Here is a 24,701-nt window from a genome sequence, read left to right on the forward strand (position 1 = left end):
ACTTTTTGAAACACCACCAAAGTTTGTACTTTAGGGAATTGTTTCGCATATTTTGCAGCAACTTGCGCATTACGCGGACGGAAGTAGTATTTAGCTGCTAAATCTTGACCTTTAGGTGAATAAAGGTAATTTAAATATCCTTTTGCCAAATTACGGTTACCATCTTTATCAACATTTTTATCGACAATAGCAACGGAAGGCTCTGCCAAAATAGAAATGGACGGATAAACAATTTGGTATTTATCTTTATCTGGTCCTTGGGTTGCAAGTAATGCTTCATTTTCCCAAGAAAGTAATACATCACCAATACCACGTTCAGCAAAGGTAGTTAATGAACCCCGAGCGCCTGAATCCAGAACTTTTACATTCTGATAAAGCTTTTTAACCAATTCTTTTGCTTTCGCATCATTTCCACCGGGTTGTTTAAGCGCATAACCCCATGCTGACAAATAAATCCAACGTGGCGCACCACCCGTTTTAGGGTTTGGTGTAATAATTTCCACACCTGGTTTGGTTAAATCATTCCAGTCCTTAATACCTTTCGGATTACCTTTACGTACTAAAAAAACAATAGTTGATGTATAAGGTGCAGAGTTATACGGAAATTCTTTTTGCCAGTTCTTTTTAATTAAACCTGCATTTACAATTTCCTCAATATCATTTGCCAAAGCTAATGTCACAACATCTGCTTGTAAACCATCAATGACCGATCGGGCTTGTTTACCCGAACCACCATGTGATTGTTTAAAATCGATTGTTTGATTGGTTTGTTGCTTCCAATATTCACCAAATTCTTTATTGTATTCTTGATAAAATTCTCGTGTTGGATCATAAGAAACATTCAGAAAATCTTTTGCCACAACATTATGTGCAGAAAAACCACTTAATATTGCCAAAACACTCGATACTATTATTTTTTTCATGTGTGAGACTCTTTTTAATATATATCAGCATCATATAAATGAAAAAATAATTTAACAATCATGTGGTTATATTATATATTTCTTAATTATTCACATAAAAAGATATCTGGTAAATTCACATAAAAACCACTTTATTTGATATAAAAAATGAACAGACAAAATGTTATAAATTAATTATTCATGCCGTACACAGTCTTTTGATAAGAAAGAAAAGGCTTTTTTAGAACGAATACATAAATACTGAAAATTCAAATGAAATATATCTTTTTTGTAACTAATGTGACACAGCTATACATTTTCAATACAAAATATGATTAAATAACCATCTGATATACAAAAACACTATGTTTATAATAATATTGTTCAGACACCAAAATAGGGGGATGTTTGGAAATGACTAGTAAATTATTTAAAGCACTTTGCTTAACTTGCGGTTTAATCGTATTTTCACAAGTTGGACATACAGCCGTAACCAAAACAACAGAAACCAAAATGGTGAATTCTGTTGTAAAAATTACGCCTATTGAAAAAGCACTTCAACAACAAAAGAATGATAGAAAATTTCATTCTGAAGACAACTTAAAAGTGCTTACATCTATTAATATTGCACCATCACAAAGCTTTTTAGCATCACAAAATGAACGCTTTTCACGCTTCATTCAAACGCTATTCACAACAAATAATTCATAAAATATTAGGTCAAACACCCCCTTGTGTTTGACCAAGCGAAGCCTCATTACTTTATGCTTAATTAAACATAATGTAATGGGGCTTTTTCGTTATAATAGTTCCAATTTGCATTCTGAATAATATCTAGTTATGACAGTTCGTACTCGTATCGCTCCTTCTCCTACAGGCTTTCCTCATGTAGGTACAGCTTATATTGCTTTGTTTAACCTATGCTTTGCAAAGCAACATGGTGGTGAATTTATTCTTCGTATTGAAGATACTGACCAACTTCGCTCAACACCTGAATCTGAGAAAATGATTTTAGATTCATTGCGTTGGTTAGGACTAAATTGGTCTGAAGGCCCAGATGTTGGTGGTCCACATGCACCATATCGCCAATCTGAGCGTATGGATATTTATAAAAAATATGCATTAGAACTTGTTGCAAAAGGTCATGCTTTTTACTGTTTCGCAACGACAGAAGAATTAGATCAAATGCGTGCAGATCAACAAGCACGCGGTGAAAACCCTCGCTATGATGGTCGTGGTTTATTACTATCTGAAGAAGAAGTTCAGCGTCGCTTGGCTGCAGGTGAAGCGCACGTTATTCGTATGAAAGTGCCTACTGAAGGCATTTGTAAATTTGATGATATGCTGCGTGGCGAAGTAGAAATTCCATGGGCTCAAGTAGACATGCAAATTCTACTTAAAACGGATGGTTTACCAACGTATCATTTAGCCAATGTTGTTGATGACCATTTGATGGAAATTACCCACGTGATTCGTGGTGAAGAATGGATTCCATCAGCACCTAAGCATCAATTACTTTATCAATATTTCGGTTGGGATATGCCTGTGCTTTGCCACATGCCACTTTTACGTAATCCAGATAAATCAAAACTATCTAAACGTAAAAACCCAACATCAATTAACTATTATAAAAATATTGGTGTTTTACCAGAAGCCCTATTGAACTATTTAGGTCGTATGGGTTGGTCTATGCCAGATGAGAGTGAAAAATTCACTTTAGCTGAAATGATTGAGCACTTTGACATTAAACGTGTGTCTTTAGGTGGACCAATTTTTGATGTTGAAAAACTGAATTGGTTAAATGGTCAGTGGATTAAAGGTTTAACCCCTTCTGAATTGCTTGATACGTTGCTTGCTTGGAAATCTGACCGTCAAACTTTAGAAGAAATTGCCGCTGCGATTCAACCGCGTATTAACTTATTGTCTGAAGCTGTGAACTGGGCAGGTTTCTATTTCAACCAATTCCCTACGCTTAGTAAAGAACAATTTGAAAGCAAAAAATTGACTGAAGAACAAGTTCGTCAAAGCTTACAATTTGCAATTTGGCGTTTAGAAAGCATGTTTACTTGGAACAATGAGACTGTAAGCCAAACGCTTATGGATTTAGCGAACCAAATGGAAATCAAACTTCGTGATTTCATGCCAACTTTCTTTATTGCGATTGCAGGTTCAACATCTTCAACGCCTGTTATGCAATCTATGGTCACAATTGGGCCAGATTTAACCTTCGCTCGCTTACGTCATGCGCTTGAAATTGTGGGCGGACCAAGCAAAAAAGAAGCAAAAGTATGGGAAAAACTCAATGAAAGCTTAAAATTGCCGAAAAATGACGCAGTTGATGAAGCATAATTGATTTTTTAGTTGACTAGGAGGCGCTATAACCATAATATAGCGCCCATACAGAGACACAGTGTTAAACACTGAATCTGGATGCCTCACTTGTCCCTATCGTCTAGAGGCCTAGGACATCGCCCTTTCACGGCGGTAACCGGGGTTCGAATCCCCGTAGGGACGCCATATTCAAGATCATTCTTGTGTAGTGGTCTTAATAAAAAACCCAAGCATTACGACTTGGGTTTTTTATTGCCTAAAATTTTATGTAAGTGCTTTTTTGCTTTCTACACAATTCCGATTAAAATAACCTATAAATTAAAATTTGGAGTTGTAATGCAATACCGCTGCCCGAAATGCCAAAGTGCAAAACTTTTACCTGTTACTCAGCCTGGTCAAACGACTGCGCGTCCTGTTGTTCCTAAAAGTTTAATTTTTCTTATTCCTGCAATTTTAATTTTATTACTTTTAGTTTCTATTAGCGTTGCGATGTGGGCTTTTGGTAATGGCGCGGGCGAAACATTACAACTTGCAACGATTGTAATGTTCTTTGCATGTGTTATTGCAGGCTTCTTATTCTACCGCGACCTACCTGACTTTAAACTTTCAATGCAAGCATTCATGCAATCGCAAAAAAAATGGAAATGCCGCGACTGCAATCATGAATGGGAAATCTAAAATAAAAATCTCACATCAGCATTAATGCTGATGTGAGTGTTGATGTTCATCTTCTTCGCTATGATTTTGATGCTCATGGTTATGAGACTGCGCAATGCATTCATCATCTTCAATTTGCAAAGTCATTTCGGTAATACTGTGCTCATGGGTTAGCATTTCCAAAGCTTCTTTATATAATTCATTCCGATCTGCATTGGGTGCAAAAAGATGTACCGTTAAATGTACATTTTTAGAGGTAATTGCCCAAACTTTAAGTTGATGAATACTTTCAACACCTTTTAAATTCAGTAAATCATTTCTCAGTTCTTCAATATCAATTTCTTCAGGTACACCCTCTAATAGAATATTGATACTTTGTTTAAGCAGAATCCAAGTTCTAGGAAGCACCCAAAAACCAATAAGGACTGCAATAACAGTATCTACCCACATCCAACCTGTGAAATAAATAACAGCAGCACCAATAATCACACCGACTGAGCCTAAGGCATCACTCAAAACTTCAAGATAAGCTCCTTTTACATTTAAGCTATCTTGCGAGCTTGAGAATAAAATTTTCATGGAAATCAGGTTAATGATTAAACCCAATACCGCCACAATCATCATCCCTGTACTTTGAATTTCAGGTGGCTGACTAAAACGCTGATAGGCTTCATATAAAATATACATCGCCACAACAAACAACATAGATGCATTAAACAGTGCAGCTAAAATTTCAAAACGCTGATATCCAAATGTTCTTTTGCTGTCGGCAGGTAGCTTGCCAATTTTAATTGCCACAAGTGCAATAGCAAGCGCTGCTGCATCGGTAAACATGTGGGCAGCATCAGACAACAAAGCCAAACTTTGTGTCATGAAACCAGCAATAACCTCAACCACTAAAAAAGTAGATGTAAGTATTAAAGCAAACGTCAGCTTTTTTGCATTACCTTCTGTTACAACAGCATGACTATGATCATACCCATGATGTCCACTCATAGCAGACTCCTTATTGATAAGAAAGTGGCTTTTTTTTAAGCCACTTTTGCTTTAGTTCTAACTTATCACTTTTTAAAGCGAACAATAAACTTCTCTTTAAAAGCCCAAATAAACCCTGTTTGTTTTGATTCATTCATCCAACGGTAAACCACAGGTAAAAGGACTAAAGTAAGCATTGTTGAAGATAAAATCCCACCAATGACAACTGTAGCCAATGGGCGCTGTACTTCTGCTCCCGTTCCTGTTGCAAGTGCCATTGGTACAAAACCAAGTGAAGCAACACATGCCGTCATTAGCACAGGACGTAGACGTAGAATTGCGCCTTGCCATGTTGCTAAATGGACATTTAAATTTTCACGCAACTCTTTAATAAAAGTCAGCATGACTAAACCATTTAAAACAGCAACGCCTGAAAGTGCGATAAAACCAACACCCGCTGACATAGACAACGGAATATCACGTAGCCAAAGTGCGACCAAACCTCCAGAAAGTGCAAAAGGAACACCACTGAATACCAACAAACTCTCTTTAAAATTATGAAAAACAGCCATGAGCAAAATAAAGATAGTGATTAACGCCAATGGCACAACAATTTGCATACGACTTTTTGCAGATGCTAAGTTTTCAAACTGTCCTCCATAATCTAACCAATATCCAGCAGGGAGTTTTTGCGTAGATAAGTTCGTCTGCAATTCTTGTACAAATGAACCTAAATCGCGTCCTGTTACGTTAGCCGTAATCACAACACGACGTTTTCCATTTTCACGACTGACTTGGTTTACACCTAAAACGGTTTCAACTTTCGCCACATCTTGCAGCTGTATAAGCCCGCCATTAGGTATTTGAACGGGTAATGTAGCCAAGTTCTGAGTTGTTCTTTGTTCATCACTTAAACGGATCACAAAATCAAAGCGTCTATCGCCTTGAAGAATTTGCCCAACATTTTGACCTCCAACACTGGTTGCAACTAAGTCCTGAATTTCTTTTACAGATAATCCATATTGCGCTGCGAGTGCTTTATCAACCTCAACATTTAATAGTGGCAGTCCATCTGTTTGCTCAACTTTAACAGCCGTGGCACCCGATATTTTTTGGATTTGTTTGGAAATTTTTTCAGCTTCCTGATTTAAAACATCCAGATCATCACCAAAAATTTTCACTCCAACATCACTACGAATACCTGAAATTAATTCATTAAAACGCAACTCAATAGGTTGTGAAAACTCACTATTGTTACCCGGTAATGTTTCTAGAAACTCTTCCATTCGACTACGTAAACTGTCTATAGATTCTTTTGGATTTGCCCATTCATCTTTAGACTTTAATAGAATTACACCATCAGAAATATTCGGAGGCATAACATCTGTTGCAACTTCCGCAGTACCTGTACGTGCAAAAATACCTTTAATTTCAGGGAATTTTTTTAACAGTAATTTTTCGGTATTTTCTTGCATACGTAATGACTGCTCCAAGCTCGTACTTGGGGAGCGCATTTGCTGAATTGCAAAATCTCCCTCACTGAGCTTTGGTGCAAACTCACTTCCTACTTGCGTTGCAATCACACCCGTTAAAACCAAAATACATACAGCCAAAGTCACAACAAAATATTTAAATTGATAGGCAAAATTTAATATATTTTCGTATTTTTGCTTTAACCATAACATCCAACGAGATTCTGTTTCCTTCACTTCACCTGTAACAAACATGGCAACAGCAGCAGGGACAAAACTAATCGATAAAATGATTGCGCCAATGAGTGCCAACACCACAGTAAGCGCCATAGGGTGAAATAATTTTGCTTCTACACCTGAAAGTGCAAAAATTGGGAAATACACCACTAAAATAATTAACTGACCAAAAATTAGTGGGCGTTTTGCTTGTTGGGCTGCTAAAAACACCTCTTTAAATCGTTCACTCCTATTGAGTAACCGCCCTTTCAAATGTTGAGCTTCTGCTAAACGTCGAATACAGTTTTCAACAATAACAACTGCACCATCGACAATAATTCCAAAGTCCAGTGCACCTAGACTCATTAAGTTAGCGCTGATATTTTTCTCAGCCATTCCTGCCAAAGTAAAGAGCATGGATAATGGAATGACACAGGCAACAATTAGTGCTGCACGAAAATTTCCTAAAAATAAGAATAAAATCACAATGACTAAAACAGCGCCTTCAACTAAGTTTTTTTGCACCGTTTTAATTGCACTTTCTACTAAAGTGGTTCGGTCATAAACCGTCGTAATCGTCACACCCTTCGGTAATGAGTTTTGAATTTCTTGAATTTTAGTATCGACAGCCTTGGCAACAGTTCGACTGTTCTCTCCCATCATCATCATGGCAATACCAAGCACTGTTTCCTCACCATTGTAAGTTGCAGCACCTGTACGTAAATCATGCCCAATTGATACTTTAGCAATATCAGAAACACGAATTGGATAGCCTTGTTTAGTGCTTACAGTGATGTTCTCGATATCTGAGATATTATTTAAAGTACCTGGTACACGAACAGTCAGCTGTTGACCACTTTCTTCAAGATAACCCGCACCACGGTTTTCATTGTTTTCTTGTAGTACTTGTTGCAATGCTGAAAGCGGAATTTGCATTTGCTGTAAACGGTTTAAATCGGGTTCGACCAGATAAGTTTTATTAAAACCACCAATACTATTTACTTCAGCAATGCCTTTTACTTTTTGCAATTGTGGTCGCACAATCCAATCTTGTATCTCTCGCAAATCTCTCGGTTCATAAGCAGTACCATCGGGCTTTTTTGCATCTTTCTCGGCTTGAATAACCCACTGATAAATTTCTCCCAATCCCGTAGACACAGGTGACATTGCAGGAAAAATATTTTCTGGTAATTCTGTTCGCGCCTCTTGTAAGCGCTGATTGATTTGCTGTCTAGCCCAATAAATATCTGTACCATCTTTAAAAACAATGGTGACTTGAGAAAGACCATAACGCGAAATTGAACGTGTTTGCTCTAAATCGGGAATACCTGCCATTGCTGTTTCAATAGGATAGGTAATTCGTTGTTCCACTTCTAAAGCGGTAAAACCATTCGCTTGGCTATTTATTTGTACTTGGACATTGGTAATGTCGGGAACTGCATCAATGGGTAGTTTTTGGTAGCTATAAACACCCACGCCAATCCATGCGATCACAAACAACATGACCCAAATGGCATTGCGTATTGAAAACTGAATGATTCGATCGAAAATACCTTGTGGTTTTGGCAATTCCTCTTCAGGCTGATGCACTTTATGAAGATCATTAGTGTCCATGGCTAGCATCTCCTTTTTCCATCTCAGATTTCAAAAGGAAACTGCCCTTATTCACATATGCTTGTCCTTGCTTTACACCACTTTTAATTTCAATCCATTTTCCATCTGCTGAAACTTGCCCAACACTTACATTCTGCGGTTTAAAACTTACACTTTTCATTTGCGTCGTTGGCACAAAAACAACATCTTTACCTTCAACTTGTTGTACTGCATCTTTGGCTACACGCATCACCTCTTTGGGCTGATTCTGCTGAAGCTCAACATTTACCATCAAGTTTGGTCGTAGCTCATCTGCCCGATCTAAAACTTTAGCTCGCACTTGCAAGCGCCCTGTTTGCGCATCTGCTACGGCATTTAAATTTAGGATTTGCGCTTTATAAAGTGCATTGGTCTGTAAAGATTTAAATTGAATAGTTTGGTTTGGCTGAATTTCTGCAACATCAATATTTGGCACAATAAATTCAAGCCATAGCTGATCTAATTGATCGATCACAAATAATTGCGATGCCAGCTGAACGTTTTCACCAAGAACTAAATCCTTTTGACTAACCACACCTGAAATAGGTGCACGTAACATATAACGACCATTTGAACCTGCACTTGCACCAAAGGCAGCAAGTCGACTTTGTGCAGCCTGAACCTGAATTTGCGCCTGACGGTATGTATTAGATGCTCGTTGATAATCTTGCTTTGCAGAAATTCCTTGTGACCATAAATCTCTTTCTCGATTAAAGTCTTGCTTTGCCAAATCTAAATTTGTACGTGCAATTTGAAGTTGTGCTTGTTGATCAACTAAATCTGGAACAAGTAAACTTGCCAAAGCTTGTCCTTTTTTAACATGCTGACCTAATTCGACATATACCTCTTGTACTTGTCCGCTAAAACTTGGCGATACATGTGCTTGTCTATCTGTATTTGCTGTTAATTTTGCAGGATAATTACTGAGTTGATCTATCGTCCCTACATCTACTTTTGCGAGCTGAACACCCTGCTCCACCATCTGTTGTGCAGTCAGTGAAATTTTTCCTTCTTTTTCCTCACGCCCTTCTTCACTGCCTTTTTCTACAGCATGATCATCTTCATCTAAATGATCTTCTTTATTCGCCTTTTTAAAAATAATTAAAGACAGAACCAATATAGCCGTAATACATAGAACCAAAATAATTAAAATTTGTTGTGAAATTTTGCCAAATTGTTTTTTGATCATGTTCATTTTAATTCCCCATTCCTATGACTGGCAAAGCATTGGTATCTTGTATTAAGTTTTGATTGATTTGTGAAAGTGCATCTTTTGCCATGACTTGGCTCGGTTCAATTCCTAAACTTAAGCTTTCCGCTTCAATAGACTTTTGCCATGCACTTTTAAGAATTTGAACACTTTGAATACGCACATCATGTAATTGTGCTGTTGCCTGTTGCACATCCATCACATTTAATTTTCCGACCTGAAAACCCGTTAAGGTGCGTTTTTGAACAGCAACTGCCAATGGAATTTGTTTTTGAGAAACCAAATCAAACTGTTCTTTTAAACCTCCAAGTTCACTTAATAAGGTCTGTACTTCTAATTTGTTTTGCATTTGATAAAACATTTTTTGCTTTTCAATAAGTTGTTCTTTCGCTTGGGCAATTTGAATACCGTACTGATTACGATTAAAAATTGCCAAAGGAACACTCAGACCAACCGTTAATTGATTATCGGTTTGATTTTGTGGCGTTTTCGTCTGCTTCATGCTCACACTTACATCTGGATTTGGGCGTGCTTGAGCTTTTAATAAGTCAATATTGGCTTTGGCTTCTAAGACTTGATAGCTTTGGGTCTTCTCGACAAGGTTATCCATTAAATTTGCATTCACTTTTTCCAAAGTTTTTTGTGGCCAAAACGATGAAATATCATGACCAATTACATTACTACTTTCAGATTCCCCCCATAAATTTGCCAGTTGTTTTCGTGCTATTTGTAGCTGTAATCCTGCTTGTTGAACTAACTTGATATTGTCAATATGCGTTAAGCGCACACGATCTACATCAACTTGTGAAATACTTCCCGCACGAAACCTTCTTTCCGCAACTTCTAAACTTTGCTCACTTGCTTTTAACTGCTCCATAAGCAAGGCCGACTCAACTTCTGACAACATCACTTGTGACCATAAATACTTCACAATTATTTGTAATTGTTCATCGTAAATACGTTGCTTTAGACCGAGTTGTTCATTTGCTAAATTTGCAATTTTTTTAGATGCTTTCTTTTTCCCAAACACATCTAAGGGTTGAGATAGACCAATCGTTAATTCTTGATCTTGATTATTTGCAAAACCTGCCCGCTCAACATTCAAACTTGGATTTGCCCATAATTTGCTATTTTTAATATTCGCATCTGCAATATTTTGCTGTGTTTGCCAAATACCCTGTGCTTGCTGATATACACGAACACGTTCAAGAATTTGCGACATCGATATAGGTGTATCTAACTTCGATTCTTCTGCATTTGCCAAAAATGGCATTGCGCCTAAGGTACTTATAGCAATAACTGCAGCACAAAAATTCACTTTTATTCTCGTGCTTTTTTTCAGCTTAAAGTGCTGATTAAACTTTATTTTTGACATGACTATGCCCCACTAAGTTAATAAACTGAGCGGTGGGCTAAATATTGGCTACCCCACCTATAGCGGGGTATATATAGGAGGGAGTTTGGGTAGGTATAAATGTGGCGACTGGTACAAACTACTCCAATCTAAAAACTTATCTTCAATATAATAGGTCGAAACATTCCAATTAATTTCCGAGGAATGTTCAACTAAAAAAGCATGAGCCAATGACGGTAAATGATCACTATGATCATCATTTTCCACTTGCTCTAAATATTGAATAAATTTTGATGTTTTCTGATTGTCACTTTGATGCTGCTCGTGACTGCTCTTATTTGAATGATGCCCAAAGTGACTTGTTGTAACGCGATTAACATCACTTTCATGCACACAAAACGCCGCTGCCACATTCCAAATGCTTTGGAACATGAATAAGCTCAACAAGACTGTGATAAAGATTCTTGAACGTTTCACAATAACTATCAATTAAAAGATGTTGCCGAATATAACAACCTGATCATGTGTAATAAAATTACATTCACCAACTTATTGCAGAAAACTTAGTAGCTTTTTGTAATTTAAAAACAAAAAAACCAGTCCTTAGACTGGTTTTTTTAAAGTAAAACTAAAGCTTAGTTACCAATTTTGCGATATTTTTGACGCTTAGTTACTAAATCATCGCCATCACGTTTTTGACGGTATGCTTCAAATTCAGCATAGTTACCTGTAAAGAATTCAGGTGTTTGACCTTCAAATGACAAGATGTGCGTTGCAATACGGTCTAGGAACCAACGGTCATGCGAGATCACCATTACAGTACCTGGGAATACAAGAATTGCATCTTCAAGTGCACGTAAAGTTTCGATATCCAAGTCGTTTGACGGTTCATCGAGTAAGATTACGTTAGCACCCATTTGTAAGATTTTCGCAAGTTGTAAACGGTTACGCTCACCACCTGACAATTGACCTACACGTTTTTGCTGATCTTGGCCTTTAAAGTTAAAGCGACCAATATAAGCACGTGATGCAATTTCGTAATCGCCAATACGTAAGATATCTAAACCGCCAGAAACTTCTTCCCAAACAGTTTTATTGTCATCTAGCGTGTCACGAATCTGACCTACATAAGCGACTTTAACTGATTCACCAAGAACCACAGAACCTGTATCTGGTTGCTGTTCGCCTGTCATCATACGGAATAGTGTCGTTTTACCTGCACCGTTCTCACCCACGATACCAACAATGGCACATGGTGGTACAACAAATGATAAATCTTTATAAAGCGTACGATCACCAAACGATTTGCTGATACCTTCAACCTCTACAACCTTGTTCCCTAAACGTGGACCAGGTGGAATGTAGATTTCTGAAGTTTCGTTACGCTGTTGAAATTCACGCGAGTTAAGCTCTTCAAAACGCTCCATACGCGCTTTGTTTTTCTTTTGCTGACCTTTAGCATTAGAACGAACCCATTCAAGTTCTTTTTTCAATGCTTTAGCAAAAGATTCTTCTTGCTTGTTCTCTTGTTCTAAACGAGCATTTTTCTGCTCTAACCAAGAAGAGTAGTTACCTTGGTACGGGATACCCATGCCACGGTCAAGCTCAAGAATCCATTCAGCAACATTATCTAAGAAATAACGGTCATGCGTAATGGCTACAATGGTACCAGCAAAGTCTTTCAAGAAACGCTCTAACCAAGATACAGATGAAGCATCTAAATGGTTCGTCGGTTCATCAAGAAGCAACATATCTGGTTTAGAAAGCAATAAACGGCAAAGTGCAACACGACGGCGTTCACCACCTGAAAGCAATTTAACATCTGCATCCCAAGCTGGAAGGTTTAACGCTGCTGCTGCTTGATCCATTTGGTTGCCAAGGTTATGTGCATCCCAAGCATGGATGATTGCTTCTAGCTTCTCTTGCTCTTTTGCAAGAGCATCGAAGTCTGCATCTTCAGCTGCATATTCAGCGAAAACTTCATCAAGACGAGCTAAAGCATCAAGCGGTTCACGTAAACCATCTTCAACGTTACCACGAACGTCTTTAGTTTCATCTAAAGGCGGCTCTTGCTCTAGATAACCGATTTTAATACCCGGTTGTGCACGAGCTTCACCAGAGAAATCTTTATCTACGCCAGCCATAATACGAAGCAAGGTAGATTTACCTGCACCGTTTAAACCAAGAACACCAATTTTAGCGCCCGGGAAAAATGATAAAGAGATGTCTTTTAAGATTTCGCGCTTAGGCGGAACCATTTTCGACACACGGTTCATCGTGTAAATATATTGGGCCACGTAGGACTCCTCAATAGAAAAACCAAACTGGAGATATCAACAACCTATCCCCTTACTCAAATGAGCAGAAAAAATAATCGACCATTATACGATGAAAGTCCTGAAAAAATAAGGCATCTAGTGCAACTTCATCACTTTGTTGTAAAAAACTTTTCGATTATAAATTAATCAATGGTTTTTAGCCTAAATTTGATGCATTTTCACCTAAAAATATTTCATTGATATGAACTTTAAAGATAAACATTTCAAGAAATAAGCGCTTTGTTTCATAAAAAGAAATGCTAATATCGATCAAAACTAACGCATAAAGATGATATAAAAATGACGTATAAAGATGAAACTTTAGCCATTCATGCAGGTTATAGCCCTGAACCCACGACAAAAGCAGTTGCAGTTCCGATTTATCAAACGACTTCTTATTCTTTTGATAACACACAACATGGCGCAGATTTATTTGATTTAAAAGTTTCAGGCAATATTTATACGCGCATTATGAACCCAACAACTGCGGTACTTGAACAACGTGTTGCTGCTTTGGAAGGTGGTATTGGTGCATTGGCTTTGGCATCAGGCATGGCGGCAATTACTTATGCCATTCAAACCATTGCTGAAGCAGGCGATAACATTGCATCTGTTTCAACGCTTTATGGCGGGACTTATAATTTATTTGCACATACCCTACCCAAACAAGGCATTGAAGTTCGCTTTTTCGATTATCAAAAACCTGAAAGCCTACGTGACTTAATTGATGAAAAAACCAAATTGGTCTTTGTGGAATCTATTGGTAATCCACTTGGTAATATTATTGACCTAGAAGAAATTTCTAAAATTGCACATGAGTATGGTGTTCCCGTCATTGTCGATAACACTGTTGCAACGCCTGTTTTACAAAAATCTTTTGAATTTGGTGCAGATATTGTGGTGCATTCATTGACTAAATATATTGGCGGTCATGGTAATTCGATTGGCGGCATTATTGTCGATAGCGGCAAATTCCCTTGGGGCAAATATCCTGAACGCTTCCCTGCTTTAAATACACCAGATCCAAGTTATCACGGGGTAAATTATGTAGAAGCTTTAGGTGAAGCTGCTTATATCGCTCGTGCACGTGTTGTGCCTTTACGTAATACAGGTGCGGCAATTAGCCCTCAAAATGTCTTCCTCATTCTACAAGGCTTAGAAACATTAAGCTTACGTATGGAGCGTCATACTGAAAATGCGTTAAAAGTTGCGACCTATTTAAAAGCTCATCCAAAAGTTAAGTGGGTGAATTACGCAGGGTTAAAAGACCATCCTCAACATGCATTGGCGCAAAAATATGTAAAAGGTAAACCATCGGCAATTTTATCTTTTGGCGTTCAAGATGGTTTAGCAGGCGGAACTCGCTTTATTGATGCGCTGCAATTATTTACACGCTTAGTCAATATTGGTGACGCAAAAAGTTTGGCGTGTCATCCTGCAACAACAACCCATCGTCAATTAAATGAAGAAGAGCTTAAAACAGCGGGTGTCAGTATTGATATGGTGCGCTTATCTGTAGGAATTGAACATGCAGATGACTTGATTGCAGACCTTGAACAAGCACTTGCTCAAGTCTAATTTTTTATAAAGAATCCCTTTTATTACATAAATAAAAGGGATTTTTCATATCTAAGATATTGGTTTTATTTAACGTTCATGCTAAGAATAATAATTAAGCACTCATTATAAAAATACAAATGGAAGAACAACTTTAAACTTTAGCGTGACAAATTGAATATAAAAACAAGCTTTTTGGATATTCATTCAATTCATGCATTGCTTTAAACTGCCAATCTTAATGAGCGGCTGAAACCTTGAAGTCATCAATATTTCAGTCAATTTTTATCAGGGAATAGAACTGTGAAAACCAAATTAGAAAAAGCGTTTCAACAAAAAGTAAATGGAAAAACTGTCCTCATTACGGGTGCATCAAGCGGTATTGGTTTAACTGTTGCACATAAACTTGCCGACGCAGGTGCACGTGTACTTCTTGTTGCACGTACAGTCGAAACTTTAAATGAAGTAAAAGATGAAATTGAAGCTAAAGGTGGGCAAGCACTGGTTTTTCCATGTGACTTAAATGACATCGCTTCAATTGATGAAGTTTCTAAACAAATTCTAAGTTCTGTCGATCATATTGATATCTTAATTAATAATGCAGGACGCTCTATTCGCAGAGCAGTACATGAATCTGTAGATCGTTTTCATGATTTTGAACGTACCATGCAACTCAACTACTTTGGTGCTATTCGCTTAGTGATGAATATTTTACCGCAAATGATGATGCGTCGAGATGGGCACATCATTAATATTAGTTCAATTGGTGTATTGGCAAATGCAACGCGTTTTTCTGCATATGTTGCTTCAAAAGCCGCATTAGATGCTTTTAGTCGCTGTTTATCTGCCGAAGTTCACTCACACAATATTGCAATCACCTCGGTGTATATGCCACTTGTGCGCACCCCTATGATTGCACCAACTAAAATTTATAACTACGTTCCGACTTTATCTCCTGCACAAGCAGCAGATTTAGTTGCTAAAGCAATTGTGAAGCGTCCGAAAAAAGTAGCAACAAATTTAGGTCGTTTGGCATCCATCACCTATTCCATTGCACCTGATGTAAATAATAAATTGATGTCGATTGGCTATAACTTGTTCCCAAGTTCTAGCGCTTCTGTGGGTGAGCAGCAAAAATTAAATTGGGTTCAAAAGGCTTATGCCCGCTTATTCCCTGGTGAGCATTGGTAGTTTTTAACACTCAACTTTATATATAAAGTTGAGTGTTTTTTTTCTTCTTTGATGAAATTTAATAATACTTTAAGAATAAAGATTCAAAATTTAAACAATAAAAACTGAGGAGATACCTCATGAATAGAACAATATTGTTCAAAATATTTTGCTTTTGTGCTTCTTTCTTATTACTCAGTAATATGATTGTAGACTTCAAATCTGAACAGATTCCTTATGTGAATATGCTGATTCAGTTTGGTATTATGCTATTGCTTATAGATTTGGGTTTTAATGCAAAAGAAGAACTTAAAAACCCAAAAGATGATATTCAAATAAAATCATCTTCAAAATATCATTATTTAATGTCTAAAATTGGGTTAAGTACTTCAATTATTGGTTTTTTAATTCAATCGCTCAGCATTTAAAGTCGGCTTAATTGTCTAAATTTCCATATTAAGTTTAATGATTAATTGCTTATAGCACCTTAATTTCATGTTATAAACACGATGCTTTTCATCTTATTTATTGAGTTTATGCGAATATTTGCTTTAGTTTTACAATTGGGTTGTTTGGCTTTTGCGCTTTATTTAAGCTATAAAGTTGGCTTATCTTTGTACCAAAATGATTATGTACTAATGGAGCTTGTGGCGAATATTGGTACTATTTTAATTTGTATCGACTTAGGTACTTTCCTTTTTTCAAGCAATACGAAAGATGGTATTAGTCTTGAGCAATATGCAAAACAATTAGACCAACCACCATCAAAACTTGTAAATGTGACCCGTAAACTTGGTCATTTAGGCATTATGCTGATTATTTGTAGTTGGGTTGTTCCTCTTATATAAAAATAGATTTAAGAAATAAAAAAACCTCCCTATTGGGAGGTTTTTAGTTATGATAAAAACAATACAAACAAATAATTATCAAAATGGAACAAGAAGTTATAAAAGCTGCTACAGGTATGGCAACTACAGCAGCAAATAAAGGTATTGGAAAACTGATAGATTTACTATTCTCTAAAAAGCTTCGAGAAGAAAAGAGACTAGATGATCTTTCATCAGCTCAAAATAAAAAAGATATTGAATTGATTGAAAAAGACCTAGCAGAATATCGCGATGGTAAGTTTTTGCTTATGGAAGACCAAATTGGGAATCCTACATCCCCATTAGGATTAATTATTGCCCATAACACTCAAAACCAATCTGAGAACTTAGGTAAATGTTTAAACAAAGCTTATGAACATCTATCTAAAAAAGATGATGAAATAATCAGTGATGAACAAATTTCAGAAACTTTTTTTAATAAATGGATGAATTACGGAAAAGAAGTATCTGAAGAAGAATTACAGGACTTATGGGGTAGCATTCTTGTAAAAGAAATTACAGAGCCTAATTCTCTAAATTACCTAATCTTAAATACACTCTCATTAATGAGTAAGGAACATCTAGAAGCATTCAATAGCCTTCTAACAAATATTGTCGGTTATCGCCTATTTTGCGATCCAAATGAAAAAGCGCCCCAAAATTATGATTTTATAAAACCGAGATTACTTGATGAATTAATTGATTTAAATATTATTCGAGGATTAGGTAATAGCGATATTTATTTAAAAAAGAATTTAGACAAAGTTAGTAATGATGAAAAAACTTTCCTTGTCTTCCGTTAAATAATGAATATTTTATCGTTTTCACACTAAACCCACATATAGCCGAACCTAGTCTCCATTACTATAATTTAACTACCGTAGGCATGAAACTATTTGAAATAGCCCTATCCAATATATCCATTGATAAATACTTTGTAGATTTGATACAAAATTTAAAAAAACTACCCAATTTTAATGCCTTTAAATATGCTGAACTAATCTATTCAAAACATAATATTCAAACATCTATTCTTAAAATACAAATATAAAAAACCTCCCAAATGGGAGGTTTTTTTAGCAATTAAAGATTACTTCGAACCTTTAATCCCTGCTTGTAATAACAACGCACCTAAACCACCAATTTTTTGCTCTTGAGGTTTAGCAGACTGAGGTTTTTTACCTTGTGGACGATCGCCTTGAGGACGTGCATTTTGCGGACGCTTCGCTTGAGGCTTACGTTCAGCACGTTGCTCATTGCTTTGTTCACGGCGTGGCTGACGAGGCGCTTTCGCAGGAGCTTCAGAACCTTCAGGACGCATCGACAAGTTCACACGGTTACGCTCAACATCTACGTTTAAAACGCGCACTTGAACAATTTGACCAGGCTTAACCACTTTATGCGGATCAGATACAAATTCATTCGCAAGTTCAGAAATATGCACTAAACCATCTTGATGAACACCAACATCAACAAATGCACCAAAGTTCGTTACATTGGTAATCACACCTTCCAATTGTAAACCTTCAGTCAACTGTTTTACTTCCGTAATGTCTTCACGGAATTTAGCCGTACGGAATTCTGGACGCGGGTCACGACCTGGCTTTTCAAGTTCAGCCAATACATCTTTAATCGTTGGAAGACCAAATTTATCATCAACCAATGCTTCTGCATCAACTTGACGAATAATTTCAGAATTACCAATAATGTCTTTTACAGTTGTCGCTTTCGCTTCAACAATTTTAGACACCAATGCATAAGATTCTGGATGAACAGCAGAAGCATCTAGAGGCTCTGAACCATCTTGAATACGTAAGAAGCCTGCCGCTTGCTCAAAAGTACGCTCGCCTAAACGTGGTACATTTTTCAAATCTTTACGGCTGTCAAAACGACCATTTTCTTTACGGAAATCTACAATTTGTTGCGCGATAGATTTATTCAAACCTGCGATATAACCCAAAATTGCTGAAGATGCTGTATTTACATCTACACCAACCGAGTTCACACAGTCTTCTACTACAGCTTCAAGTGTTTTTGCTAAACCTGCTTGGTTTACGTCATGTTGATATTGACCTACACCAATCGATTTAGGATCAATTTTCACAAGTTCTGCAAGCGGATCTTGTAAACGACGTGCAATTGAAACAGCACCACGAATTGAAACATCAAGTTCAGGAAGTTCTTGTGAAGCCAATTCTGAAGCAGAATAAACCGATGCACCTGCTTCTGAAACAGAAACACGTGTAAGTTTAAGATCTGCATTTGCAGTCATCATTTCTGCAACAACAGCTTCAGTTTCGCGACTTGCAGTACCATTACCAATGGCAATAAGGTCTACATTGAATTCACGACAAAGACGTTCAAGTTCTGCAATTGAACCTGCTTTATCTTCTTTTGGTGCAAATGGGTAAATTGTGCTGTGTGCAAGTACATCACCCGATGCATTGACAACAGCAAGTTTCACACCTGTACGAATACCAGGGTCAACACCTAAAGTTGTACGTGCGCCTGCTGGTGCAGATAGCAATAAATGACGTAAATTTTCTGCAAATACATCCATTGCTTCATTTTCAGCAACCAAACGTTTTTCAGTCAGTAATGAATGTTCGATGCTTGGACGAACTTTACCTAACCAAAATAATTTTGCAGTTTGCTTTAAGAAATTTTGACGGCTTTGTGGCTGAGCAGTTTCTAAATCGTATTCAGTTTCAATACGAGTAAGCGGTGTAGCATCTTCACCATCTACTTTTAAGCCAAGTACGTTTTCTTGACGACCACGTAACATTGCCAATAAGCGATGTGAAGGTACTTTGTTAAAGTTTTCAGAGAAATCGAAGTAATCGCGGAATTTCTTACCAACTTCTTTTTTCTCTTCACTTGCAACTAAGCTTTTTAATACCGCTGTTTTTGCAAATGTTGCTTTCAAATCTGTTGTTAAAGCAATGTTCTGCGCCCAATCATCAATTAAAATGTGTTGGATTGCATCTAATTGGCTTTCTACATCTGCATAGTCTTCATGGCTAAAACCTGCCAAAGCTTCAGTAGGATCAATTGCTTCTTTAAAGATTTTTTCAGCAATAGGACCTAAGCCTGCTTCTTTTGCCTTGAAAGATTTACTCGTACGTTTTGGACGGTACGGTGCATAAATCTCTTCCAATGCATTTTTTGTTTCAGCAGCATTTACGCGAGCAAGTAAATCATCAGATAATTTATTTTGTTCTGTTAATGACTCAATTACTTTTGCACGACGCTCAAATAGGTCGCGTAAGTAAGATAAGCGTGTATCAAGCTGACGTAATTGCGTATCGTCTAAACCTTGCGTTACTTCTTTACGGTAACGTGCAATAAATGGAACGCTTGCCCCGTCATCAATTAACTTGATAGCAGCTTCAATTTGGTTAGGACGTACGGCAATCTCACTTGCCAACTGCTGAACTAAGTCAGTCATCGTGTTTAATTCCACAAAGGATAAGGACTAAAAGTTAGGATTATAAAGACCAAGTGTATAAAATCCACAATTGTTTTATAAAATTTATATATGAATATTCCTGCCAAGACGTTTTTTTCACTTTTTTGACTTAATTTAAAGATAAACTTCCTTTAAATTCATCGAGTTTGTTTTGTTTATTTAAAAAATACATGTATATATTTAGTATCTAGGTCTTGATTTAAAATGCAATATTTGTTGCTTTAGAACATAGTAATAAGATGGCAATGAATCGTATACTCAAAGTAATGAAAAACTTTTTGTCTATGACAAGAAATAATAAAGGAGAACATCATGAGTTTAGTTGTACCTGCTGAAAATACAGATGTCGTACAAGCTGAAACTGACCGCGTTGAACGTATCCTCGTTGTCGATGATGATGTTCGTCTTCGCACTTTACTTCAACGCTTTTTAGAAGATAAAGGCTTTGTGGTAAAAACTGCACATGATGCAGCGCAAATGGATCGTTTATTACAGCGTGAGCTTTTTTCGCTTATTGTTTTAGACTTTATGCTTCCTGTAGAAGATGGTTTAAGTATTTGCCGACGCTTACGTCAATCGAATATCGACACACCTGTCATTATGCTTACTGCACGTGGCAGCGATGCTGACCGTATTGCGGGCTTAGAAGCTGGTGCAGACGACTATTTACCAAAACCATTTAACCCGAACGAATTACTTGCACGTATTCGTGCGGTATTACGTCGCCAAGTTCGTGAAGTGCCAGGCGCACCTAGCCAACAAATGGAAGTGGTTAGTTTTGGCCCTTGGTCTTTAGATCTTTCTACACGTACATTAACGCGTGAATCACAAGTAGTGACTTTAACGACTGGCGAATTTGCTGTTCTAAAAGCACTTGTTCAACATCCACGTGAACCACTTACTCGTGACAAGCTTATGAATCTTGCACGTGGTCGTGAATGGGGTGCAATGGAGCGTTCTATCGATGTTCAGGTTTCACGCTTACGTCGCCTGATTGAAGAAAATCCTGCTCGTGCCCGCTACATTCAAACGGTTTGGGGCGTAGGTTATGTCTTTGTTCCAGATGGTGCTGAATAAATAACTGTGTTTATTTTAGTGATTAAACATCTCTAAAATAAACTTGAAAAGCCATTCTCTACTTTAAAAACTTATGAAATCTAACCATTAGAGGACATATAAAAGTTTAGTGAATGGCTATTTTTTTGACTTATCCCAATTCAATGGTATGTACTTTTCGAAGATCCCCACATCGCATTATCCTAAAATTTCGAATAACCATCTGCCATTAAAATAATATAGCTAAAGGAATCAGGTGTGAAACTCGAACCCATTGATCCACAAAATTTCACAGAATACGAAGCTTATTCAGAAAGAAAGCGTACACCTTGGGAACGCTTTTTAGATAAAATTAAACCACGCTCTGCGGCAATGCGAACCGCTGTCTTGGTTGTTTTTGTCGTTTTCTTTAGCTTGTTTATGTCTTTGTGGTTTTTTTGGCGTACTTTATACCTTCCAGAAATACAACAACATGCGCGCTATCTTGCAATTGAATTAGAAGTTCTTAGAAATCCAAATATAAAAATCCTTGATCATGATAAAGAAATTACACCTCATGATTGGCTAAACAGCCGTGCAGGTCTTGAATATGTGACAGATCCTGAAGAGTTTCCAAATGTAAAAGAAAAAATTGTCGCAGAGTTCTTTACCAATAAAGTTGAAGAAAGTCTTGCCAAAGAACTTAATATTGATACAGCCACCGTATATTTCCAATTTAAACCAAGCCCTCAAATTTGGATTCAAACACCTGAAATGCAAGGCAATTGGGTTAGAGAGCCTTTAAGAACTTATGCTAACTATAGCCCTGAACTTATTTTAATTTGGCTACTTGGCGTTCCGCTTATTTCAGCCATTATTATTTTAACTTTGGTTCGACAGCTCAATAGACCGTTATTACGCCTACAAAATGCAGCTAATAGCTTCAGTAAAACAGGTACAGCACCTTATTTAGAAACAAATCATGGTCCATTAGAAATTCGCCAAGTTAACCAAGCATTCAATCAAATGATTTATACCTTAGATCAAACCGAACGTGATCGACGCATCATGTTGGCAGGTATTTCACATGATTTACGCACCCCCCTTACCCGCATTCGTTTAAGTGCTGAAATGATGCCCGATGACGACTTCTTAAAAGAAGGTCTTATTTACGATGTTGAAGATATGGATGCGATTTTAAATCAGTTCATTTCTTATATGCGTGATGGTTCTGACGAAGAAATTCATGACACAGATTTAAATGCACTATTACAAGAACTGATTATTCAATTTAAACCACTCGATATTCGTTTTGAACAAACTGAGCTACCCCTTATTCAAGCACGAACGCTATCTTTAAAAAGATTGGTGGGTAATTTAATTAATAACTCTAAACGTTACGGCGCAGAACCTATCGAACTTTCTGCAACAGTTGAAAATGAACACATTTTAATTCATGTTGCAGATAACGGTGAAGGCATTCCTGAAGATCAAATTGACGAACTTATGCAACCCTTTGTTCGTGGTAATGAAGCCCGAACGATTCAAGGAAGTGGCTTAGGTCTATCTATTGTAAAAAGAATTGTTGATATCCACCAAGGTGAGCTTACGATTAAAAATCGTTCACAAGGTGGTCTTGAAGCAATCATCTCCTTACCGATAACCCATATAGAAAACAATGGCGTGCCAACTGTCAGTCGCTTCGAGAAATTAAAACAAAGTATTACAGAACATTTCTAAATCATGATGAATAGTTGATCAAACAGTTTTGATCAACTATTCATCCACCATTTTTTTAATATTTAAAAACAATAAGATAAAAACCATCAAATTTTCTTATACCTTCATTTTTTCAAAAAATTAGACCTTAGCCTAACAGGTATGTAAATTGGCTCTTTGATCGGTACAATCCGTATCAGTTTTAAGATTTTAACGAGAGTAATCCATGTCTTTAGATCGTATCCGTTTAGCTAGCCTCCATGACAAAGTAATCAGTGCTGAAGAAGCTGCCAAATTTATTAAAGATGGTATGACCGTAGGTATGAGTGGCTTTACTCGTGCTGGTGAAGCAAAAGCTGTTCCTTTAGCTTTAGTAAAACAAGCGAAAGAAAATCCGTTAAAAATCACTTTAATTACTGGCGCAAGTCTTGGTAATGATTTAGACAAACAATTGACTGAAGCTGGCGTACTTGCACGTCGTCTTCCATTCCAAGTAGATAACACATTACGTAAAGCCATCAACAAAGGCGAAGTAATGTTTATTGACCAACATTTGTCTGAAACTGTTGAACAAATGCGTAATGGTCAGCTTAAGAAAAATGATATTGCTGTAATTGAAGCTGTTGCAATTACCGAAGATGGCGGCATCATTCCTACAACTTCTGTAGGTAACTCTGCAAGCTTCGTTCAATTTGCTGAACAAGTGATTGTTGAAATCAACACAAATTTAAGCCCTGCTTTTGAAGGCTTACACGACATTTACATTCCTGAAATGCGTCCAACTCGTGGTCCAATCCCATTAACTAAAGTTGATGAGCGTATTGGTACAACTGCAATTCAAGTTGACCCTTCAAAAATCGTAGGTATCGTATTTAACAGCGAACTGCACGATTCTCCATCTACTGTAACTGAGCCAGATGATGAGACTCAAAGCATTGCAGATCACCTTATTGCATTCTTTGAACGCGAAGTTGCTGCAAACCGCTTACCATCTAACTTAGGTCCATTACAAGCTGGTATTGGCTCTATTGCAAATGCCGTATTAACAGGTCTTAAAGATTCTAATTTTGAAGACTTAGTGATGTATTCTGAAGTACTTCAAGACTGTACTTTCGAACTTATCGATGCAGGCAAAATGAAATTTGCTTCAGGTTCTTCAATCACTTTATCTGAAAAGTACGGTGAAAAAGTATTTAACAACATCGAAGCTTACAAAGACAAATTAGTACTTCGTCCACAAGAAATCTCTAACCATCCAGAACTTGTACGTCGTACAGGTATTATTGGTATTAATACTGCACTTGAGTTCGATATTTACGGCAACGTAAACTCTACTCACGTTTGTGGTACTAAAATGATGAATGGTATTGGTGGTTCAGGTGACTTTGCACGTAATGCTCACATTGCAATCTTCGTAACCAAATCAATCGCGAAAGGCGGTGCAATTTCTTCTGTTGTTCCTTTTGCATCTCACATTGACCACGCATGTCATGACGTAGACGTATTGGTAACAGAACAAGGTCTTGCAGATTTACGTGGTTTAGCACCTCGTGAACGTGCTCGCGCAATTATCGATAACTGCGTACATCCAATGTATCAAGATGCTTTAAACGATTACTTCGCTCGTGCATGTGCTAAAGGCGGTCAAACTCCTCACATTCTACGTGAAGCTTTATCTTGGCACTTCAACTTCGAAGAACAAGGTAAAATGCTTGTAGAAGCTGAAGAACTTGCTGAAGCTTAGGGTCTGTTGACATTTTCTGTTCAAAAAAATAGCGAGAAAGTAAAATTTAATCGCCAAACCAAATTTACTTCTCG

Annotated in this window: 19 protein-coding genes and 1 tRNA gene; 12 read left to right on the forward strand and 8 right to left on the reverse strand. The window is 37.2% G+C overall.

What is annotated here, in order from left to right; all coding sequences use genetic code 11:
- Window positions 1–923 (reverse strand): sulfate ABC transporter substrate-binding protein (locus A6M14_RS12645; RefSeq protein ID WP_152875505.1); only part of this gene is annotated, 923 nt, incomplete at its 3' end.
- Window positions 924–1,316: 393 nt separating this feature from the next.
- Between A6M14_RS12645 and A6M14_RS12650 the strand changes: the two genes are divergently transcribed.
- The 4 genes from A6M14_RS12650 (at window position 1,317) to A6M14_RS12665 (ending at window position 3,911) form a co-directional block, all read left to right on the forward strand.
- A complete protein-coding gene (locus tag A6M14_RS12650) occupies window positions 1,317–1,613 on the forward strand; it encodes a hypothetical protein (RefSeq protein WP_152875507.1) in 297 nt (98 codons plus the stop codon).
- A 129-nt stretch (window positions 1,614–1,742) separates the two neighbouring features.
- Complete coding sequence (gltX, locus tag A6M14_RS12655; RefSeq protein WP_152875508.1) at window positions 1,743–3,251, forward strand: glutamate--tRNA ligase; 1,509 nt, start codon at window positions 1,743–1,745, stop codon at window positions 3,249–3,251.
- A 92-nt stretch (window positions 3,252–3,343) separates the two neighbouring features.
- A tRNA-Glu gene (locus A6M14_RS12660) sits at window positions 3,344–3,419 on the forward strand.
- 150 nt (window positions 3,420–3,569) lie between these two features.
- Entirely contained in the window at window positions 3,570–3,911 is a 342-nt protein-coding gene (locus tag A6M14_RS12665; protein ID WP_152875509.1) for a hypothetical protein, read from the forward strand.
- A gap of 21 nt (window positions 3,912–3,932) precedes the next feature.
- Here A6M14_RS12665 and A6M14_RS12670 read toward each other — a convergent pair whose 3' ends face one another.
- From A6M14_RS12670 to ettA, 6 genes are all read right to left on the reverse strand, one after another.
- Window positions 3,933–4,886, reverse strand: coding sequence for a cation diffusion facilitator family transporter (locus A6M14_RS12670; RefSeq protein ID WP_152875511.1), 954 nt, complete (start codon window positions 4,884–4,886; stop codon window positions 3,933–3,935).
- Window positions 4,887–4,951: 65 nt separating this feature from the next.
- Window positions 4,952–8,167, reverse strand: a complete 3,216-nt coding sequence (locus A6M14_RS12675) for an efflux RND transporter permease subunit (RefSeq protein ID WP_152875513.1) — start codon at window positions 8,165–8,167, stop codon at window positions 4,952–4,954.
- Complete coding sequence (locus A6M14_RS12680) at window positions 8,157–9,380, reverse strand: efflux RND transporter periplasmic adaptor subunit (RefSeq protein ID WP_152875514.1); 1,224 nt, start codon at window positions 9,378–9,380, stop codon at window positions 8,157–8,159. The genes A6M14_RS12675 and A6M14_RS12680 overlap by 11 nt, the downstream gene beginning before the upstream one ends.
- A 1-nt stretch (window position 9,381) precedes the next feature.
- Window positions 9,382–10,770, reverse strand: coding sequence for a TolC family protein (locus tag A6M14_RS12685; protein WP_152875515.1), 1,389 nt, complete (start codon window positions 10,768–10,770; stop codon window positions 9,382–9,384).
- 57 nt (window positions 10,771–10,827) lie between these two features.
- A complete protein-coding gene (locus A6M14_RS12690; protein WP_163121607.1) occupies window positions 10,828–11,226 on the reverse strand; it encodes a cation efflux protein, CzcI-like in 399 nt (132 codons plus the stop codon).
- A 158-nt stretch (window positions 11,227–11,384) separates the two neighbouring features.
- Window positions 11,385–13,046 (reverse strand): energy-dependent translational throttle protein EttA, encoded by a 1,662-nt coding sequence (gene ettA, locus A6M14_RS12695; RefSeq protein WP_163121609.1) that lies wholly within the window; start codon window positions 13,044–13,046, stop codon window positions 11,385–11,387.
- A gap of 321 nt (window positions 13,047–13,367) precedes the next feature.
- On the opposite strand from ettA, the gene A6M14_RS12700 reads away from it, so the two are divergent.
- From A6M14_RS12700 to A6M14_RS12720, 5 genes are all read left to right on the forward strand, one after another.
- Window positions 13,368–14,645: an O-acetylhomoserine aminocarboxypropyltransferase/cysteine synthase family protein gene (locus tag A6M14_RS12700; protein ID WP_152875518.1), complete on the forward strand. Its 1,278-nt coding sequence runs from the start codon at window positions 13,368–13,370 to the stop codon at window positions 14,643–14,645.
- Between the two features lie 282 nt (window positions 14,646–14,927).
- A complete protein-coding gene (locus A6M14_RS12705; protein ID WP_188110914.1) occupies window positions 14,928–15,815 on the forward strand; it encodes an SDR family NAD(P)-dependent oxidoreductase in 888 nt (295 codons plus the stop codon).
- Window positions 15,816–15,934: 119 nt separating this feature from the next.
- Window positions 15,935–16,222 carry a hypothetical protein gene (locus tag A6M14_RS12710; protein WP_152875519.1) on the forward strand — a complete coding sequence of 96 codons (288 nt, stop codon included), beginning with the start codon at window positions 15,935–15,937 and terminating at the stop codon, window positions 16,220–16,222.
- A gap of 108 nt (window positions 16,223–16,330) precedes the next feature.
- Complete coding sequence (locus A6M14_RS12715) at window positions 16,331–16,642, forward strand: hypothetical protein (protein WP_152875528.1); 312 nt, start codon at window positions 16,331–16,333, stop codon at window positions 16,640–16,642.
- A gap of 83 nt (window positions 16,643–16,725) precedes the next feature.
- Window positions 16,726–17,463, forward strand: a complete 738-nt coding sequence (locus tag A6M14_RS12720; RefSeq protein ID WP_152875520.1) for a DUF2806 domain-containing protein — start codon at window positions 16,726–16,728, stop codon at window positions 17,461–17,463.
- Between the two features lie 287 nt (window positions 17,464–17,750).
- Here the strand turns inward: A6M14_RS12720 and A6M14_RS12725 are convergent, their stop codons facing one another.
- Window positions 17,751–20,108, reverse strand: a complete 2,358-nt coding sequence (locus A6M14_RS12725; RefSeq protein WP_152875521.1) for a Tex family protein — start codon at window positions 20,106–20,108, stop codon at window positions 17,751–17,753.
- Between the two features lie 333 nt (window positions 20,109–20,441).
- Here A6M14_RS12725 and ompR point away from each other — a divergent pair, with 333 nt between their 5' ends.
- The 3 genes from ompR (at window position 20,442) to A6M14_RS12740 (ending at window position 24,627) form a co-directional block, all read left to right on the forward strand.
- On the forward strand, window positions 20,442–21,206 hold the full coding sequence (ompR, locus tag A6M14_RS12730) for an osmolarity response regulator transcription factor OmpR (RefSeq protein WP_152875523.1): 765 nt from the start codon (window positions 20,442–20,444) through the stop codon (window positions 21,204–21,206).
- 237 nt (window positions 21,207–21,443) lie between these two features.
- A complete protein-coding gene (locus A6M14_RS12735; protein ID WP_188110915.1) occupies window positions 21,444–22,904 on the forward strand; it encodes an ATP-binding protein in 1,461 nt (486 codons plus the stop codon).
- Between the two features lie 205 nt (window positions 22,905–23,109).
- A complete protein-coding gene (locus tag A6M14_RS12740) occupies window positions 23,110–24,627 on the forward strand; it encodes an acetyl-CoA hydrolase/transferase family protein (RefSeq protein ID WP_152875524.1) in 1,518 nt (505 codons plus the stop codon).
- The last annotated feature ends 74 nt before the right edge of the window (window positions 24,628–24,701 follow it).

The organism is Acinetobacter portensis (assembly GCF_009372215.1).
Taxonomy (GTDB): domain Bacteria; phylum Pseudomonadota; class Gammaproteobacteria; order Pseudomonadales; family Moraxellaceae; genus Acinetobacter; species Acinetobacter portensis.